Annotated in this window: 14 protein-coding genes; 7 read left to right on the top strand and 7 right to left on the bottom strand. The window is 44.6% G+C overall.

Features of this window, described 5'->3' with window-relative positions; genetic code table 11:
• The first annotated feature begins 62 nt into the window (after positions 1-62).
• The 4 genes from HPT30_RS09010 (at position 63) to HPT30_RS08995 (ending at position 5,990) form a co-directional block, all read left to right on the top strand.
• Positions 63-1,565 (top strand): glycoside hydrolase family 30 protein, encoded by a 1,503-nt coding sequence (locus HPT30_RS09010; protein ID WP_175371068.1) that lies wholly within the window; start codon positions 63-65, stop codon positions 1,563-1,565.
• A gap of 184 nt (positions 1,566-1,749) precedes the next feature.
• A complete protein-coding gene (locus HPT30_RS09005) occupies positions 1,750-2,076 on the top strand; it encodes an ArsR/SmtB family transcription factor (protein WP_175371067.1) in 327 nt (108 codons plus the stop codon).
• Complete coding sequence (locus HPT30_RS09000) at positions 2,073-2,489, top strand: SRPBCC family protein (protein ID WP_175371066.1); 417 nt, start codon at positions 2,073-2,075, stop codon at positions 2,487-2,489. The genes HPT30_RS09005 and HPT30_RS09000 overlap by 4 nt, the downstream gene beginning before the upstream one ends.
• A gap of 330 nt (positions 2,490-2,819) precedes the next feature.
• Complete coding sequence (locus HPT30_RS08995) at positions 2,820-5,990, top strand: ATP-binding cassette domain-containing protein (RefSeq protein ID WP_175371065.1); 3,171 nt, start codon at positions 2,820-2,822, stop codon at positions 5,988-5,990.
• Positions 5,991-6,044: 54 nt separating this feature from the next.
• On the opposite strand, the gene HPT30_RS08990 is transcribed toward HPT30_RS08995, so the two are convergent.
• The 3 genes from HPT30_RS08990 to HPT30_RS08980 are packed head-to-tail and all read right to left on the bottom strand — an operon-like array spanning position 6,045 to position 9,726.
• Complete coding sequence (locus tag HPT30_RS08990) at positions 6,045-7,187, bottom strand: Ger(x)C family spore germination protein (protein WP_175371064.1); 1,143 nt, start codon at positions 7,185-7,187, stop codon at positions 6,045-6,047.
• Positions 7,187-8,635: a spore germination protein gene (locus tag HPT30_RS08985; RefSeq protein WP_175371063.1), complete on the bottom strand. Its 1,449-nt coding sequence runs from the start codon at positions 8,633-8,635 to the stop codon at positions 7,187-7,189. The genes HPT30_RS08990 and HPT30_RS08985 overlap by 1 nt, the downstream gene beginning before the upstream one ends.
• Positions 8,632-9,726, bottom strand: a complete 1,095-nt coding sequence (locus HPT30_RS08980) for a GerAB/ArcD/ProY family transporter (RefSeq protein ID WP_175371062.1) — start codon at positions 9,724-9,726, stop codon at positions 8,632-8,634. Before HPT30_RS08980 ends, HPT30_RS08985 begins: the two co-directional genes overlap by 4 nt.
• A 236-nt stretch (positions 9,727-9,962) precedes the next feature.
• On the opposite strand from HPT30_RS08980, the gene HPT30_RS08975 reads away from it, so the two are divergent.
• On the top strand, positions 9,963-10,976 hold the full coding sequence (locus HPT30_RS08975; protein ID WP_217622312.1) for an aldo/keto reductase: 1,014 nt from the start codon (positions 9,963-9,965) through the stop codon (positions 10,974-10,976).
• Between the two features lie 122 nt (positions 10,977-11,098).
• Here the strand turns inward: HPT30_RS08975 and HPT30_RS08970 are convergent, their stop codons facing one another.
• The 4 genes from HPT30_RS08970 to HPT30_RS08955 form a co-directional block, all read right to left on the bottom strand.
• Entirely contained in the window at positions 11,099-11,986 is an 888-nt protein-coding gene (locus HPT30_RS08970) for a DMT family transporter (protein WP_175371061.1), read from the bottom strand.
• A gap of 151 nt (positions 11,987-12,137) precedes the next feature.
• Positions 12,138-12,866 carry an AraC family transcriptional regulator gene (locus HPT30_RS08965; RefSeq protein WP_175371060.1) on the bottom strand — a complete coding sequence of 243 codons (729 nt, stop codon included), beginning with the start codon at positions 12,864-12,866 and terminating at the stop codon, positions 12,138-12,140.
• A gap of 54 nt (positions 12,867-12,920) precedes the next feature.
• Complete coding sequence (gene shc / locus HPT30_RS08960; RefSeq protein WP_175371059.1) at positions 12,921-14,813, bottom strand: squalene--hopene cyclase; 1,893 nt, start codon at positions 14,811-14,813, stop codon at positions 12,921-12,923.
• Positions 14,814-15,047: 234 nt separating this feature from the next.
• A complete protein-coding gene (locus HPT30_RS08955) occupies positions 15,048-15,491 on the bottom strand; it encodes an OsmC family protein (RefSeq protein ID WP_175371058.1) in 444 nt (147 codons plus the stop codon).
• Positions 15,492-15,764: 273 nt separating this feature from the next.
• Between HPT30_RS08955 and HPT30_RS08950 the strand changes: the two genes are divergently transcribed.
• Positions 15,765-16,253 (top strand): YfbM family protein, encoded by a 489-nt coding sequence (locus HPT30_RS08950; RefSeq protein WP_175371057.1) that lies wholly within the window; start codon positions 15,765-15,767, stop codon positions 16,251-16,253.
• A gap of 133 nt (positions 16,254-16,386) precedes the next feature.
• Positions 16,387-17,508, top strand: coding sequence for an NAD(P)/FAD-dependent oxidoreductase (locus HPT30_RS08945; RefSeq protein ID WP_175371056.1), 1,122 nt, complete (start codon positions 16,387-16,389; stop codon positions 17,506-17,508).
• Positions 17,509-17,558 lie beyond the last annotated feature (50 nt).

The following is a 17,558-nucleotide window of genomic DNA, read 5'->3' as shown; positions in this document are numbered from 1 at the left end:
AAATCGATTTCATTTTATGCTATTTTGCGTTATATTCTATAAATCTAAAAGGAGTTGAGTTCATGAAAGTATGGAAAAAGAGTGCTCTTGTATTGCTGTCCGGTCTTTTAATCTCTGCAGGTTCAACAGTACCTAATGCTGCCCACGCTGCTGGGGAACAGGTGGAGGTATGGATTTCGACCTCTGATCCCAATTCTGAACCGGCTGTTGGTCTGAGTCCGACTGCCCGGCTGACCCGGATCGCAGATAAGAATTTCAGTAGTAATTCTGGCAATGCGGACGTCACCATTACGGTGAACGAGAACCAAAGGTACCAACAGATGGATGGTTTTGGTGTCTCTCTGACGGATGCTTCCGCATGGCTCATGAACTACAAATTGGATAACAATAATCGTGCAGAAGTGATGGAGCGGTTGTTCGGATCTTCGGGAATTGGACTCAGCCTGCTGAGGCAGCCTATCGGGAGTTCGGATTTTGCCTGGGCAGCCTATACGTATGCCGATACACCAAACGATACGTCACTGAGTCAATTTTCGATCGACCGGGACAAGGCATATATTCTTCCGATGGTGAAAGCTGCGATTGCCAAGAATCCTAATATTAAAGTGATGGGCTCACCTTGGAGTGCACCTGCCTGGATGAAATATTCCAATACGCTGAATGGCGGCAAGCTGAGAGCAGAGCATTACGGGACGTATGCGAACTATTTCAAAAAATACATCGAAGCTTATCAGGCTGAAGGAGTACCGATCTATGCAGTAACCTTGCAAAATGAACCTATGTATGAACCATCCCACTATCCTTCCATGGGCATGAACGTACAGGATCAGACAGGCTTTATCGGTGACTATCTGGGTCCTACACTGCGTAATGCCGGGATGAATACCAAGATTATCGCGTTTGACCATAACTATCTGGACTGGAACTTCCCTAACCAGGTCATTACCAATCTCAAGAATGCGGGCAAAGGCAGTTATGTTTCTGGTAGCGCTTTCCACCACTACGACAGCGGGGACGGTTCGCAAATGACTTCGATCCACAACAATCATCCAGACAAGGAAGTCTGGTTCACCGAGGGCGGCTTCGGTAACTGGAATGATCCGCAGAACGGCACATCGAGCGGATTCGATAATATGATCAACGAGTTCATCAATATTACGAGAAACTGGTCCAAGTCGATCATTACCTGGAACGCTGCCCTGGATCAAAAAGACGGTCCGGCACTGCTTGCACCGAACAACAGCAATAAAGGAATGCTCACGATCCGCAATTCGGATAACCGTAATGACGCACCTGAAAATAATGTAACTTATCATAAACAATACTATCTGCTCGGTCACTTCAGTAAATTTGTTGTACCGAATGCTTATCGCATTGACAGTAACACCGGTTCAGAAGTTAAAAACGTAGCATTCCGCAATCCGGACGGCTCCAAAGTCGTAGTGGCTTATAACTCTTCCAGCGCGCAGCGTAATGTGAAGATCCAGTGGGGCAGTCAAAGCTTCACCGTTACCATTCCAGGCAAGTCGGTTATGACTTACAAATGGAACGGAACCGTTTCATAAAATCGTATCATCAGGCCTTCGATACTTGGTATCGGGGGTCTTTTTTTTGGTAGAGCAAGGTATCTTGACAGGACACCAAATGGTGTCCTATAATCAATTCGACACTAAATGGTGTCCTATCAGATGCTAATGAAGTATATTCAGTGGCACTACAGGTAATATTACGGAAAAGGTAGGGGTGATTTTGAACGAACGAAGTCAAGTGAGAGATGTTTATGACGCTGTTGCTGATCCAACAAGGCGACAACTAATTCAAATATTGGCAGATGTTGATGAGATTCCGCTGCATGAGATTACGGTTCATTTTCAAATGGGGCGTACTGCCGTTTCTAAGCATTTGTCTATCCTTAAAGATTCCGGTCTTGTCATTGCTCGAAAGGTTGGCAGAGAAACGAGATACCGATTAAATGCCGCGCCGCTTAAAGAAATTCAGGACTGGGTATCGTTCTACGAAGGGTTCTGGAAAGAAAGATTCGACAAACTAAAACTATTATTGGAGGAAGAACAATGAAACCAGATGTATCCTTAGATTATCAATTCACAAGTTCAATCGAGAAGGTGTGGAACGCTTTAACGGATTCGGACACTCTTGCGAAATGGATCTGGAGCAACGACTTTAAACCGGTTGTGGGACATAAATTCCAGTTCCGCACAGAGCCGAATGAATGGTGGAATGGTATTGTTGATTGCGAGGTACTCGTAGTGGATGAGCCGCACACATTATCGTATACTTGGCTGAGTGCCGGAGAAAGCACTACCGTTACTTGGACGTTGAAAGAAGGTTCTGATGGAACCGTTCATTTGCATCTTGATCAATTCGGATTTAGTGAAACTACCAAGTCTCGTCCGGGCGCTATTGAGGGAGCTAAATATGCTTGGACGAATAATGGCGTTCAACTTGAAAAAGTGCTGGCAGAACTGTAACAATAATCTTCTATTTTCTATCAACCGGACGCTTTTCCGTAACAGGGAAGGCGTCATTTTTAGATGAGAACATGGCAATACTAGATAAGATGAACAAAAGAGAGTAACAAAAGCGAGAAGGAACGAAGGGGGAAGTTTGGAACTGTAGGAGCGTTAGCGCCCGCCTTTGTCTGCGGATTTCTACCGCAAACAGCGGTATTAAATCAAGAAATCTGCAGACAACAGCGGCCGGAAGTCCAAACATTCCACCGTAGTGACGACCGAGCCTTAAGTTCGGATCTTAAGATCATCTTATATAGATGGAGAGAATGGAGATGAGAGGATATCACTATGAAGATTAAACAATTAATTGCGAACAACATTAACAAGCTGGATGCCGTGCTGCCAGTGGATGAATCTTTAGGCATAGCTGGCTTGTCTGGGTCCGGTAAAACAACTTTTTGTCAAACCATTGGTGAAGAATCCAAGAAACGTCTCGTTTCCTTATTGCCAAAGGCCGAATACCAGTATTTATTTCCCGATATTATGGAGACTAATTTCAGTGCCATCAAGATGGAAGAGATGCCACTGGTGCTTTTTCTAGGCAGATCATCGATATCTTCCAATCCACGCTCAACCATTGGTACACATACCGGTGTGTTTACGGAGATTCGTGTGACGCTTGCGGAACAATTCAATCTTTCTCCGGAAGTTTTTTCATTTAACAATGAGTTAGGCTGGTGTCCGGATTGTAAGGGCCGCGGAACTACTAAAAATCTCGAATGTAAGAAGTGTAAGGGTAGACGTTATAGTCAAGAAGTTGAACAGCATACCATTGAATTACTGGATCGACCACATAGCATTTCCGATATCAACAATTTAAGCATTGAGACCATTCTTTCGCTGGCAGAAGTCCTAAAGATTAGTGAAGGCAAACAACTTATTCTGCAAAATATAATCAATATGAATATTGGTTATTTAACATTAAATCGGATCATGGGAACATTGTCAGGCGGAGAATTAACACGACTTTACTTGGCAGAATTCATGGCCACTAGTGAAAATACAGTGATTATCATTGACGAAATCTCTGTGGGTCTTGATCATCAAACCCTGTTGCGAATTTTAGAACAGATTGAACAATTGGGGTACAAGAATCAAATCTGGCTGATTGACCATTCCGACACGGTGCTCGATACAGCGGACAAGCACTTATTCTTCGGACCTGGTAGTGGTAAATATGGCGGCAAAATTGTAGAAGAGTCACCGCGACCACAGCCCGTCACCTGGGAACGAAATGCGGAAGCCCCAACTGGATATTATCAGTTTCATGATCTGTATTGCCGTAATGTTCAAATCGCTGAAATACAGATTCCCCAGAATAGACTTGTAACTTTTACAGGTGAGTCTGGATGCGGTAAATCTACACTGGTCAATGAATGTATGGCCAAAGATTTTGTAAAGCGATATCCCAAGGATAAGCTGGTCATGGTCGGGCAAGATCGAAATCAATCGATTACCAGCCGGTCAACCGTAGCGACTTTTCTGGATATTAAAAAGAAACTTACGAAGTATAGTGAAGATATTGATGATATTTTTCAGCGCTCGATTGAAGATATTATTGAGGAACTGCCAAATGAAGACATCGCTCATAAACGCTTGAGCTTGTTGATCAAGCTTGGACTTGGTTATTTGACGTTGGAAAGAAAAACTCAGACCCTATCGACGGGTGAATTCCAATGTGTCCATTTAGTTTCCGAACTGTTCGCGGGATCGAGGAACCCACATACGCTATTTATTTTCGACGAGCCTTCCAAAGGTCTATCCCAGAACATTCTAAATCAATTCATTGATAGCATCAGGGTTATTCTGCAGGATGAATCTGTATCTATGATCATGATTGAACATAACGCGTATATGCTGGAGAACTCAGATTTTATCGCCGATTTTGGGAAAAGACAGCTTGCTCCTGTGGAGCATCTTGATGTTGTCAGGCATGTTGATTATTATCGCGGGCAAAACGGTGCAGATACTGCCGCTCCAGCGCATATTTCTTCAACATTGCATGAACATAATGGCATTAACTATTTAAAAGAAGATCAGCTTGCCTATTTTAAAAATGCAGAGAACGTTTATAAAGGCGGTATCTTAAAAAGCTTATCCTCCATGGCTCGATTGATCTACGGTGAATACGAATCGGAACGAATTGCGCCGGTCGTTGCCATTGATCTGGAACGGCACTTGTATAGCCAATATACATTTCTTTATGAAATTGGTGGCTTGATCAACCATATTGTGGCGGCACATCCCACCAATAAAGATACGAATAGCTTCGATTTCTATCATCAAGAGAATCATTGTCCAAGCTGCAAGGGCCGCCGGGTGATTGAAGAATTTGATTTCGATATTGTGGTCCAGGATAAAACCGTACCGTTCTGGGATGGCATGTTGCATCCGGATGCGATGGAGATTTTAAAATTCTATCAATTCTCCAAAATTGAATTCATCTTTGGGGAGATTAAGAATGAGCTCAGTCAGGATCTAAGCAAAAGTTATAACGAGCTGACGGAAGCTGAGAAGCATACCTTTTTATACGGGTATTGGGAAAAGTCATTTTATGATAAGGCGAGCAAAGCTTCGAGGACTTGGGAAGGCTTTAATACCATCATTGGCAACTATATGGTGATCTCGAAATCAATCATTAAAGAGCATATCAAAGCGTCTAAAAAAATGATTACCTGCCCAATCTGCCAAGGAACCGTATTAAATCATCATAAGAAGCTGAAGTTTGGCGACACGGATATTCGTGAGATCATTGGGCAGCCAGTTGATCAAGCCATTAGAACCGTGGGTGATTTGCAGGTGCTAGATAAAATACAAGCCATTGTCGGTGGCGAGATGGTGTTAACAGAAGATGTCTCTTTATTGCCTAGAGAAACACAAGCTGCTCTGAAAATGCTTGAATTAGAGCAGGCAAGCTTCGCCCACTATGAAATGGTTCTACAAAATGTCCTGCCATTCTGGGACCGTATTAGCGGTAGTGTTGAATCCATCAGCCGGAACAATCGGGTCACGATCTGTGATTTTGCCGATATCACTGAGACGAGAGAGAACATCATTGATAAGTATTTCACGAATGGAAAATACAAAAAACTGACCTATGTCTATGAAGCGTTTGGCTACAAAAAAATTGTCACCTTAATTAATAAGGTTAAAGCCAGTCAGCCATGTCCATTCTGTAAGGGGAAGAAGGTCATATCTGAAGATGGACTCCATGATGGTGTATATAAATTAACAATTCCTTGTGTGAGCTGCTATGCAAGTGGTATCAATGATGAAGGGCGGAAGGAGATCGTCGAAGGCATCGACGTGCAGACCTGGCTAACGGGCAAAGTCAGTGATGTTGTTGCCGATGGGTCGAGTCTTGAAGCGGTTGGAGATATTCCGATTTTCAATCGCATTCGTGAGCTCAATAAACGGGATATGATGGCGGTACATCAATTCCTGGAGCAACCTAATTAAATAGAAGAAAAGAAACGCACCTGTCCAATGATCGGATGCGTTTCTTTGTGTTGATTACTTCATTTTAGAAATACCGCCGCTAATCAGGTTCACTTTGATATCGATCTTGTCAATGCTCTTCGAATCGAGTGGTAATTGCCCCTTATCATTTAACTTGTTCCACTCCTTTACATTGTCACGATAGAATATGTTGGATAGTCCATATACATCGGCACCGATTTCTAAACCTTTGGTGTAAGTTTTCATAATTTGCTCATTAATCTCTTCTATAGCTTTTAGTTCAAGCTTTTTCTTACTTAGATTTGTGCTGATCTCGGGAAGAGTGGCCTGCATAGACACTTTTATCGCGAAGACAGGTTTGCCATTCTTCAGCTTGGGACGAATGGAGTGTTTAATTTTGTTCATGACCAACAAAGCGAGTACGTCGTTTTGTTCATCCTTGATAACCAGGGGCGTTCTTTCCGTATTTTTTTCAAGCCATCTATTCCCTAAAATATCGTTATTCTTCAAGCAGCCCCGAAATTGCTGGTTCTGCAGAAAACAAATCCCCTTCATGCTAATATTGGGTGAGGACTCTTTGTTATTCGTCCAGGACGGTACAATTTCCAGATAAGGCAGCTGAACCGTTTCAGCTTTTTCTTTCCACTTCCAAATAAACTTGTAGAGATACAGCGGAGCGATGATGGAACTCTGTTCATACGTTCGCATAGGACTGTTAAGCTGGGAGTAGATCACCGATAAATCGGCGATTGACGTCGTGCTCAACACTTTATCGATGGCATCGCTAGTCCCCATGGTCCAAACGGTATAACGAAATTCATAGTATCGGTCCCACACGTCCAATACCTGGTTTACAACATCTTTCTCCTTTAGCGCTGCTTCACTAAAAACGATCGTCTTCACATTACTCCAGATAATTCTTTGCGGGCTGGTAGCATACAAATTGAAAATCGCAGTATCAAAGGATTCCCCGTCAGCTTTTCCTATGAATGTTTTCTGTTCCTGGGCTTGACCCGCTTCTTTCTTGGCGATACCGCTAAAGTTAACCATCTGGATATAAACAACGACCTTGTTATCTACATAATCGACTCCGAGTGTATTCACATAGATCATGTGCTCAATTTCCTTTGCTCCCCAACAGCCTGTAAGGAGTGTGGAAAGCAGTGCAGTAATAAGAATGCATCGGATCATTTTCATTATCGTTCTCGTCCTTTAATCCCCGTATTGTCAGTTAATCTTCTCTTCCCCCACGGCATTCTGAAAATAACCTTATACCATTCCTTAAACTTCGGCGGGGATAAAGGAGAAAGATAGTAGGTCCCGAAAGAACGTAAATTGACCAAAAAGAGGATCAGTACAAGCAGACAGATCATCGTTCCAAATAACCCAAGAAACCCGCTAATGATCAGCACCGCAATTCGAAACAAGCTAACAACGCTAACTAATGACTGATTTACTAATGTAAAGGTGGCAAGTACTGAAATGGCTATAACCACAATAGTACCTGGACCTGCAATTCCAGCAGAAATGGCCGCCTGACCAATAATTAGACCGCCCACCACCGACAAAGTCTGGCCAAAAGCGGAAGGCAACCGCATGCCCGCTTCCCGGAAGATTTCAAACAAAATAAGCATGACAATCGCCTCTAAAGGAGCGGGAAGAGGCACTCCCTGTCTCGAGTTGACTAAGGTTGCAAGCAATGTAAACGGGATTTGATCCTGGTGAAACGTAGTGATTGCGATCCAAAAACCCGGTAAAAATAATGAAAACAACACTCCGAATACTCTTAATAACCTCGAAAAAGCAACAAAGACATTCACCATATGTGCATCTTCCGAAGAATTCAACAAAAAGTTAAAGGTCACCGGCGCCATGATTACTGTAGGTGAACCATTAGTTAAAAGTACAAATTTACCATGAAGAAGCGAATTCGCTGCGTAGTCAGGTCTTCCTGTGTAAGAGAATAATGGAAATAGCGAAAATCTGGTCAGGCTCTCTTCAAGCTGGGTACTGCTAATCAGTCCTTTAACTTGAACATTAGCCAGCTTTGTCTGTATTAAATGTAAAACATGAGGCTTGATCGTGTCCTTGAGATATAAGAGATGAACTTTAGTAGCGGTTTTGGTTCCGATCGTGAATTCTTCAACCGCTAATAATTCCGTTTGGAGTCTTTTTCGAATAAGGGCAATATTGGTGAAGGATTCTTCTGTAAATCCATCTTTCGGCCCCCTAGTGGACACTTCCGTATTTGGCTCCTCAGGCTGACGTTTAGGTGGATCAGCCAACTTCACAGTGTATAACTGATTCGAAGGAGTAAATATCAGAAGAAGATCACCGCCTAGCACGGTTTCTTTCATCGATTGTTCGATCCCATCCATTGGCAGAGAAGTCATATGAAACGGAACCTTCTGCTGAAGATCCAGCTCATCCGATGAAAGGATAGGTTCTGGGATATCTTTTAATGCGGGTATAATGGATTGCTCTACTTTGACTACATCGCACAATCCCTGGCAATAAACGAGCTGTACGGCATAGTCCGAGTTAGACAAAGAAAGATTCATTCTCAAAATATCTGAACTGGTTCCAAATAATGTTGTAACTACATCCTCGATTTTTTTGGAGTTCTTTTGCTCTTGCTCCGTCATGATGTCGCTTTCCCCTTTCGATGAGCCAGGCTAATCAACCCCGCAATAACTATAGAAAAAATCAGCACCCCCCATAAAGAAAAGGGAAGCACATAGGAAGATAACAATTTCAGAAAAAAACGATCACTAAAAGGGATAGCTGTGAACACTACAATCGTTAAAAAAATGCATCCAAGTATCCACAGCTTCATTTTTCTGCTTTGAATTTGGAATATGTCGAGAATAAGGAACATGGTCAGTGAAATTCTCAGAAAAGCACCGCTGAACCATTGGTAAACACTAAAAAAGTCTAAATGCTCTATGTAACTGCCAATCGTCAGTAATCGCCATTCTTCATATGCAGGAAATCTGAGTTTACCTGCCTCATCCGGACCAAATTCAACAATGGCTCCAATAATCGGTCCCATGGTGAGACCCAAAATAAGCAGGGTCATGATCAGAAATGAAATATAGGAGAGCCGAGATTTGATGTGATGCTGCATAAATACGAGCATGATAACCTCAACAAAACCGGCTCCAACGTAGAGAGTCCCGTTCCACACTGGCTGTATGCCATGCTCAAGGATTGGTTTTAACAAGGAATAATCTTTATGGGTTGTGTTAGAGAACATTATAAAAAAGCCCAATATAACAACAAAAGGCAATAAAATACTGGCGGTATTAGCGAGGGAATGAATGCCTAAATAAGCATTTATAGCAGAAATAATAAGCAAGATGAAAGTAAGTACCAGTATGGGGGTCTCTGGGGAGAAGGTGAGATGCACCCAATAAACCGTGTCCCTGGTTGTAAGCATGCATATCACAAACAAATATACGCTAGCGAAGACGGCAAGAATACGGCCGACGATGGGATGATACGCTTTTGCCAGCCATTCGAAAAGATGCTGTTTCTTAATTTTGGTGCTGCCAATGTGCAGAATAAAAATCCAGACTAACGCACATGCGCCTGCCAATAGTACCGAGATCCAAGCGTCCCGCTTTGCTGCATCCAGTAAGATAGGAATGATGATGACATGATTTAGAAGGCCGGTGCTCAGCATAATAATCATGGTGGATTGAATAAACGAAATATTTGTTTTTATTTTCCCCATCCTCCTAAATAAACCGGCTAATCTTTACCTTATAGTGTCATTCTTTTCAGTGAAATATTCTGTTAAGTCATCAAGAAATGGAATACTGGATTACTTTTTGGTGCCTATGGTACTTATAAGTGCGTAATTTTCTTTTTACTTTATATGTATCATAATGAGTCTTGTCAGAGGATGAAACACTGCTTGTTCAGGAGTGAACGGGTATTTTCTCTAAATTTAACAACTCAGGAGGGTTTATGAATATAAGAACTGTGCTGCAAGGTAAGATTGGATTTGGGAGTGCTCCATTAGGCAATATGTTCCGTAACATTCCGGAAGAAGAAGCCATGGCGACAGTAAATGCTGCCTGGGAGCAGGGAATTCGTTATTTTGATACAGCACCATTCTACGGAGCTGGGCTGGCGGAAATTCGACTTGGGGAAGCATTGTCCACCCGCCGTCGTGAGGATTATTTGTTAAGTACCAAAGTGGGACGCTTGATTATGGACGAGCTGGAGGATCCGGCTGCTCGTGACTTGGGAGAGAAGGGTGGATTGTTTGAATTCGGTCGTAAGAACAAGTTGGTCAACGACTATAGCGCAGATGCGACTCTACGCTCTATTGAGCAGAGCCTTAATCGGCTGAAGACGGATCATTTGGATATCGTCTATGTTCATGATATCGCCCAGGACTTTTATGGTGATGAATGGCTAGCGCAATTTGAAATCGCTCGTACTGGAGCGTTTCGTGTGTTGACACGTTTACGTGAAGAGGGCGTGATCAAGTCTTGGGGTCTTGGCGTGAACCGCGTAGAGCCGATTGAGATCGCTTTGGAATTGGAAGAAGCACAGCCAGATGTATGCTTGCTAGCAGGTCGCTATACATTGTTAGATCATGAACGGGCGTTGCAACGAGTGATGAACGACGCCGCCAAGAAGAACGTCAATATTATTGTTGGTGGCCCGTATAGTTCGGGTATTCTGGCAGGAGGTACTCACTTTGAGTACCAAGAAGCATCGCCGGAGATCATATCTAAGGTCGAGCGAATTAAAAATATTGCGCGGCGGCATCAGATCAGCATTAAAGCTGCTGCCCTGCAATTTTCTCTGGCTCATCCGGCAGTGGCTGCCGTAATCCCCGGGGCCAGCCGTCCTGAACGGATTGCTGAGGATCAGGCTGCGCTGAACGAAGTGATCCCGAATGCATTTTGGCGAGAATTGCGTGAACAGAAGCTGGTAACCCATGACGCACCGCTTCCGGTCAATAACTAAAGTGATGGTTTGTAGGCGTTGCGAGAAGCCTTTATGAAATAAGCAATACAACACACAAAAAAACCGTAGTCATTGCACTTCTTGTGCAGAAGCTACGGTTTTTTCACTGTGGGACGCTTGGTTCAGTTCTTTCGAGGTTTAACTTTTGCCAATAGCTTAATGTTGCCTGATAAGAATAGCCCAATCACTACAACGACAGTTGCTACGATATCGAAGGAGGTCACTTGTTCATGGAGAACAACCGCGGAGAGAATGAAGCCGAAGATGGGCGTCATAAACAACCAGTTGTTAGCTCTTACAGGATCTTGCTTCAGCAGGAAGAACCACAGCAGCATGGTCCCTATCGAGATGACGAAGACCAACCAAATCAGCGAGCCAAGGAGATGCATATCTGGTTTGAAGAAAAAGGTATCCTTTTCGAGAAAATAGGCAATGGGCAGTGCTACGATACCGCCGATACATAACTGCCACGTGTTGATCACGATGCTGGGTAAATCCAGATTGACCTTTTTGAAAAAAACACTTCCTACTGCCATCGAAAGCATCCCAATTCCTAAAATGATTAACCCGCTTATGCTAGCCTCGCCACCTGCGATAGACGGCCAGGTCGCGATCAACAATCCGATGGCTGCGACCAGCATCCCCAGCCACTCTTTTATCGAAATGCTCCGCTTCAGCCAAAGATAGGAGAGGAGGGCAACGAGAAAAGGATTGGTGGCCACGAACAAATTAAACAAGCCCGCTGATACATAGGTTAACGCCCAGAAGGTCGCACCCAAGTAAATTGTTGTATTCAAGAGGCCCAGCGCGATTAGTGGTAGCCATTGCCGGGGCTTCGGCCAGGGGAATCTCCTGTTCAATCCATACACATACAGAAAAAGCAGCAGTCCGGCCGAAAGAAAGCGAAACGTGGCCAATGCCAGAGGTGTTGTAGATTCCATCCCGAACTTCGTGGCTATGGCCGCAGAAGACCATAACAATGTGAATAATAAACCCAATGCTGTCGACATGATTCTGCTCCTTCAAATGAAATGCCCAAAAACCGCGATTTACAGGCAATCACAGTTATAAGGGGAACTTGCCGTGTACTTGTACGGGTCAAGTTCATATTCATTTTACAGGCTAAAGGGTGGGCTCTTTTGTCTGAATTTCAGGTTGATTTTACTCCGTGCCAGATGTGGCATGCTGTTTGCGGTATTGGCTCGGGGTGGTCTTTTCGAATTGCTGGAACAAACGCGTTAAGGAGGATTGATGCTCCAAGCCTACTTGAAGGGCGATTTGCAAGATGGAGTAGTTAGTCTCTCGCAGTAATTGCTTCGCTTTATTCAACCGGACTTCTTGCAGATAACTGGACGGTGTTGACCCCGTTTCTCTAACAAACCAGTCTGAATAATATGACCGGTTGTAATGCTCCAGCTCCGCCAACTGCTGCACCGATATATTCTCGTGATAATGCGCATGAATATACTGGATGGATTTAGGCTGCCGCTGGCTGATTAAATTATGCGAAATATACGGAAACAGTTCCTTAAGTGCAGAGGGAGAGGCCGCTTCTTGGTTCAATTCATTCAGGATGAGATACCGGATGCCTTTCCACTTGTTGTTTAACGCATATGTGGTGCCTTTATGCTCCAGCCTGCTGGATGAAATCATCACATCTGGAATATCCAACACCAGAAACTCATTACGTACATTAGAATGAAAAGAATGATCGCATTGAGGAGGGACGTAAAATAATAGCTCGTCATCCAGTACATAATTTTCAGCGCCTGCCTCAATAGCCATTTCACCTTGCAGTGGCAAAATTAATTGCGCATAGGGGTGGGAGTGTGTCACCCGAGAGGCGGTATAGGTTCGTCGTTCTGCTATAAGTTCTCTATGGATGTTCATGGTAAGTTCCCCCTCGACAGTTCAACAACGTAATTCTACGATGAATTCATTGATCTAGCAATCTCCGTATTTCTTTCTATAATGACTCAGTGCGAGCAGTGGCCAGATGTAGCGGTAGCTATGATAATGGATGTAAAAGTTTCCAGGGAGGCCAGCGCCTGTTGGATAGGTAGTCTTCCAATCGTCTTCATGCATGAAGGTAATAAGCCTACGGATGCCTTGATTTATTGCAGGTGTTGCCTTTGGCTGCGTTGCGATTAGAGCATCTAGCGCCCAGGCAGTCTGTGAGGGGGTGCTTTCCCTTAAAGGCACATAATGCAGAAGCCGGTCGCTATGACAGGATTCTCCCCATCCGCCGTCCGGGTTCTGGATGCTTAAGAGCCACTGTGCTCCTTTTTGCACGGAATCATGACTTGTCGGCACGCCCACAGCCACCAAACCCGTCAACGCGGCCCATGTCCCATAGATATAACAAACGCCCCATCTTCCGTACCATGAACCATCCTTCTCCTGATTTTGGATCAGCCACTTACTTCCCCGTTTGATGAACTCATACCGCATATCCAGCCCGGCAAAGTTCCCGAGATACTCTAAGGTACGACCCGTAAGGTCCGCCTCGGAGGGATCGGTGGCAGCCGATTTGGCACCGTCGATAGCGAGCCATGTGAGCATTTCTTTGTTGGTGTTCTTTTCAAAAGCCGGCCAGCCGCCGTCTTTATTCTGCATGGACAGTACCCAATTCAGTCCGCGATTCCAAGACTCCTGGTATGGCCCGGATGTCCTAGACAAGCTATGAATCGCCCGTAATGCCGCTGTCGTGTCATCAACATCCGGATTGATCGTATTGGATTCGGAAAATCCCCATCCTCCCGGTTCTATGCTGTGATTGTGGATGCTCCAATCTCCTAGTTTATGATGCTGTCTGGGCAGCAAATAGGATGCAGCTTGCGTAATGGCCTTGTGATCATCGCCTATTCGGGACTCTTGCAAAGCGTAGGAAATTAGCGCGGTATCCCACACGGTGGAAGGAGAGTTTTGCATCGTTGTTTTGCCTGGGGAACGATATTGCATCGCGGTAAGTCCTGTAATCGCTTCGGTAATTAGAGGGTGTTGTTGATCGTATTTCAGGGCCAGCAGGGCAAAAATCATCAGAATTGTACTGGTAGCGTAGCTGTAAAGGGTGCCGTCAGATTCGATGCGCTGGAGCATGAACTGTTCTGCCTTGGTCCTGGCGGCTTCATGGATAGAGCGGGGTGTACCAATAAGTCTGCTTAGACCGGAATGAATGTCTTTCTGCATTTCCTGATATTCGCGTGAAATTGGCTCCTCAGCATCTACTCGTGTATCCATGAGGTCTGACAGCTCGGGAGCATCGGCTGTTGTAATCGAGAAGCGCCGATCGGCCATGATCAGCATAGGGGTGAGGTGAACTCTTGAATAACCGGAGAACTCGTAATAGTTAATAGGAAAATAATTGGGGAACATTAGCACTTCCAGCGGAATGAGGGAGATCGATAAGGGCCACTTGGCTTGCCCGGTAGCGGCGAGAATGGCTTTAGTTAAAATGCTGGTGACTTTTGCAAGTCCACCTTTGGACTGGATATAACGCTTGGCTCGCTGGATAGGCTCGTCTGTGATTTTGCTGTATCCGGAATAGAGCAGGGCGTAGTAAGCTTCCACAGTTGCGGATAAGTTCCCATCCTCTTCATCTGGGTATAATCTCCAGAACCCTCCTGGCTGCTGTTCGTTAAGGATACGGTCATACAGCTGCCGGATCAGTTTCTCATTCTGCACATTCAATATCCGAAACAGAATAATGACATAGGCATCAATGACGATTCCGTTCTCAAAACAATAATGCCACGATCCGTCTTGCCGCTGCTGCTGCAACAGAAATGATGTCATCCGGTCAATTTCCTTATCTACTGCGCTAAGAACATCGCTCATTCTTGGGTACCTCCGAAGACAATAATTAGTCGCATTATATGAAATTATATGATGAAGGAATGGTGGAGATGATTGAGTCAACTTTATTGCAGCAGCTTGTGGCAGAGCCAATAAGAGTTTTTGTTAGATCGGATCATGCAATTCTGAATAAAAGTTATAGGGCTGCAAAGTTACTAGGTAGCAACTCTACAGCCCTATTGTAGCTTGAAAGCGATTCCGTTTATTAATTTTCAATTATTCAATTACTATGCGGTTCAACTTGAGATTGACTGGAGCGGCAAGGGTGTCGCCTACAGGGCATTTACTCTCTAGAAATTGCACGAATTGCTCGATCCTTTCGGCAGGTGATGAGGATTTTATGTAGAAGGTGTAGCGAATATCGGAGTATCCTGGACGGACTTCAGATCGGTTGAAAAATCCATCGAGATCCAGATCACCTTCAACTTCAACTCTGAAATCTTCCAGCTCTACTTCAAACTTGGGAGCATAGACTCGGGCTACAATGGATTGGCAAGCGCCTAAAGAGGCAAGCAAAGCCTCGACAGGATTCATTCCTGTATCCGTACCTCCAAGGCTTTGAGGTTCGTCGATGATGAGTTCGAATTGTCTTGCCTTCGTTACGACTCTGACGCCGTCTTGCAGATGGGCAGTGGCTTTGAACGTTTGAACATTTGGCATGAGGTAGGCTCCTTTTTCTGGACGCTCCATAAAGTGATGGGAAGCTTCGCGGTGTTTTAAATCCTAGTATTTAACTTTGATTAATTTAGATTATAGTTCTATTGCTTACAATCTGTCAATCTTTGAGAGATTAGCACATGGACGTTAATTTGAATTGGTTATTTGACGAATAAATAGAGTGATGGGAGAATTAATTAATGAAAATAATTCCCCGATGTTACATTTTGAAAGGCCAGTATAGTCATTACTAAAAATGGAAAGAAGGATGACGACATGGGAATGCGTGGATATTACTTTGCTATGGATGACAATCTGGTGCAGCAAATCGCAGCAGGCGAGATTGCATTGAAGAGTTTGAAAATAGACGATTATCCTGGACTGGATATTGATAGATCCTGGGAGGCAATTCACTATTTGCTTTGTGGAGTTATTTCCGATGGAGATGCCCCTCTTGGCTATGTTGTTCCGCTGACGTCAGACAAAGGTATCGAATTCGGCTCATTCGGGGCGTTCTCCTTACACGCCGGGCAAGTTGCAGAAGCGCTTCAGGCTATGTCTGAGCTGGATGAAGAGCAGCTCCGCCTGCGGTATGATTTCCCGGCCATGGTTAAGGAGGAGGTATATCCCCTTGACCCTGAAACTGTTTCAGACGAGGATAAGGACGAGTTCTTTGGCTATATGCTTCAGTATTTTAACGAAATTCAGCGTTTCTACAGCCAAACTGCAGCCGAGGGTAAAGGTCTCATCTTCTATATTTTCTGATTCCAATAATTTGAATCCTCGCAAGCGGCTGCGGGGTTTATGATCATTCCTTGGGTGTGAGTCATACGGAGGTGTCTATGAGCTAAGTCTGATATAATTAATAGATGCAGGGATTAAGGGAAGGAATGTTAATGTGAAGAAAGTTATCGTCATTGGATCAGGAATTCTAGGAGCTTCGACAGCTTATCAGCTAGCAAAAATGGGTGCAGAGGTCCTTATCATAGATCGTCAGGATAGCGGACAGGCTACTGATGCTGCTGCGGGTATAATCTGTCCCTGGCTCTCTCAGCGGCGTAATCAGGCGTGGTACCAATTGGCAAAGTCGGGCGCACGGTTTTACCCCGGATTAATTGAAGAACTCTTGAACGAAGGGGAAACCGATACTGGTTATGCGCAAGTAGGTGCGCTTAGTATTCATCATGATCTGGAGAAAATCGGGAAGATGGAGGAGCGGGCACAGATTCGCAAGCTTGAGGCACCTGAGATCGGTGAGATTACCCGGCTTGATGAAAAGGAAACACATACGCTATTCCCTCTACTTGAAGAAGGTTATCATTCTGTTCAAATTAGCGGGGGCGCCCGTGTCGATGGCCGTGCACTGCGGGACGCGCTGCTTCGATCCGCGCAAAGGAACGGGGCTCTCCTTGTAAATGGGGATGCCAAACTGCAATTTCAAGCGAACCGTGTAATAGGCGTCACTGTCGGAGAGCAAAGCTTACCGGCCGACGAGATCATTGTCTGTGCAGGGGCATGGGCCCCTCAGCTGCTGCAACCTTTAGGGATTCAGTTCGAGGTTCGTTTTCAAAAAGCACAAATTATGCATCTACAGGTCGGAGACCGTCAAGATACAGGGAGCTGGCCGGTAATCATGCCGCCATCTGACCAATACTTGCTTGCTTTTGATGGGCAGAAGATTGTAATTGGCGCGACTCATGAGAATGAGGTGGAAGGTTACGATACAAGGATAACCCCAGGAGGGATGCAGGAAATTCTCAATAAAGGGTTAGAACTGGCGCCTGCTTTAGCCGATAGTACATTTCAGGAGGTACGAGTGGGCTTCCGCCCGTTCACACCCGGTTTTCTTCCCGTGATGGGTCCAATACCTGGCTGGGAAGGACTTATTGCGGCCAACGGGCTAGGATCTTCGGGGTTAACGATGGGACCCTTTATCGGCAGCCAGCTGGCGAAGATGGCACTGGGATTGGATCTGGATATTGATATCCTTGATTATGATATTGGCAAAGCTTTGAGCTAAGAATGACTTAAAAGCACTGCCTAGCTTTGTGTGAGCCTCCTTATCTGTAC

The organism is Paenibacillus agri (assembly GCF_013359945.1).
GTDB classification, from domain to species: Bacteria; Bacillota; Bacilli; order Paenibacillales; family Paenibacillaceae; genus Paenibacillus_AQ; species Paenibacillus_AQ agri.
This window is presented reverse-complemented; position numbering and strand designations above follow the sequence as displayed.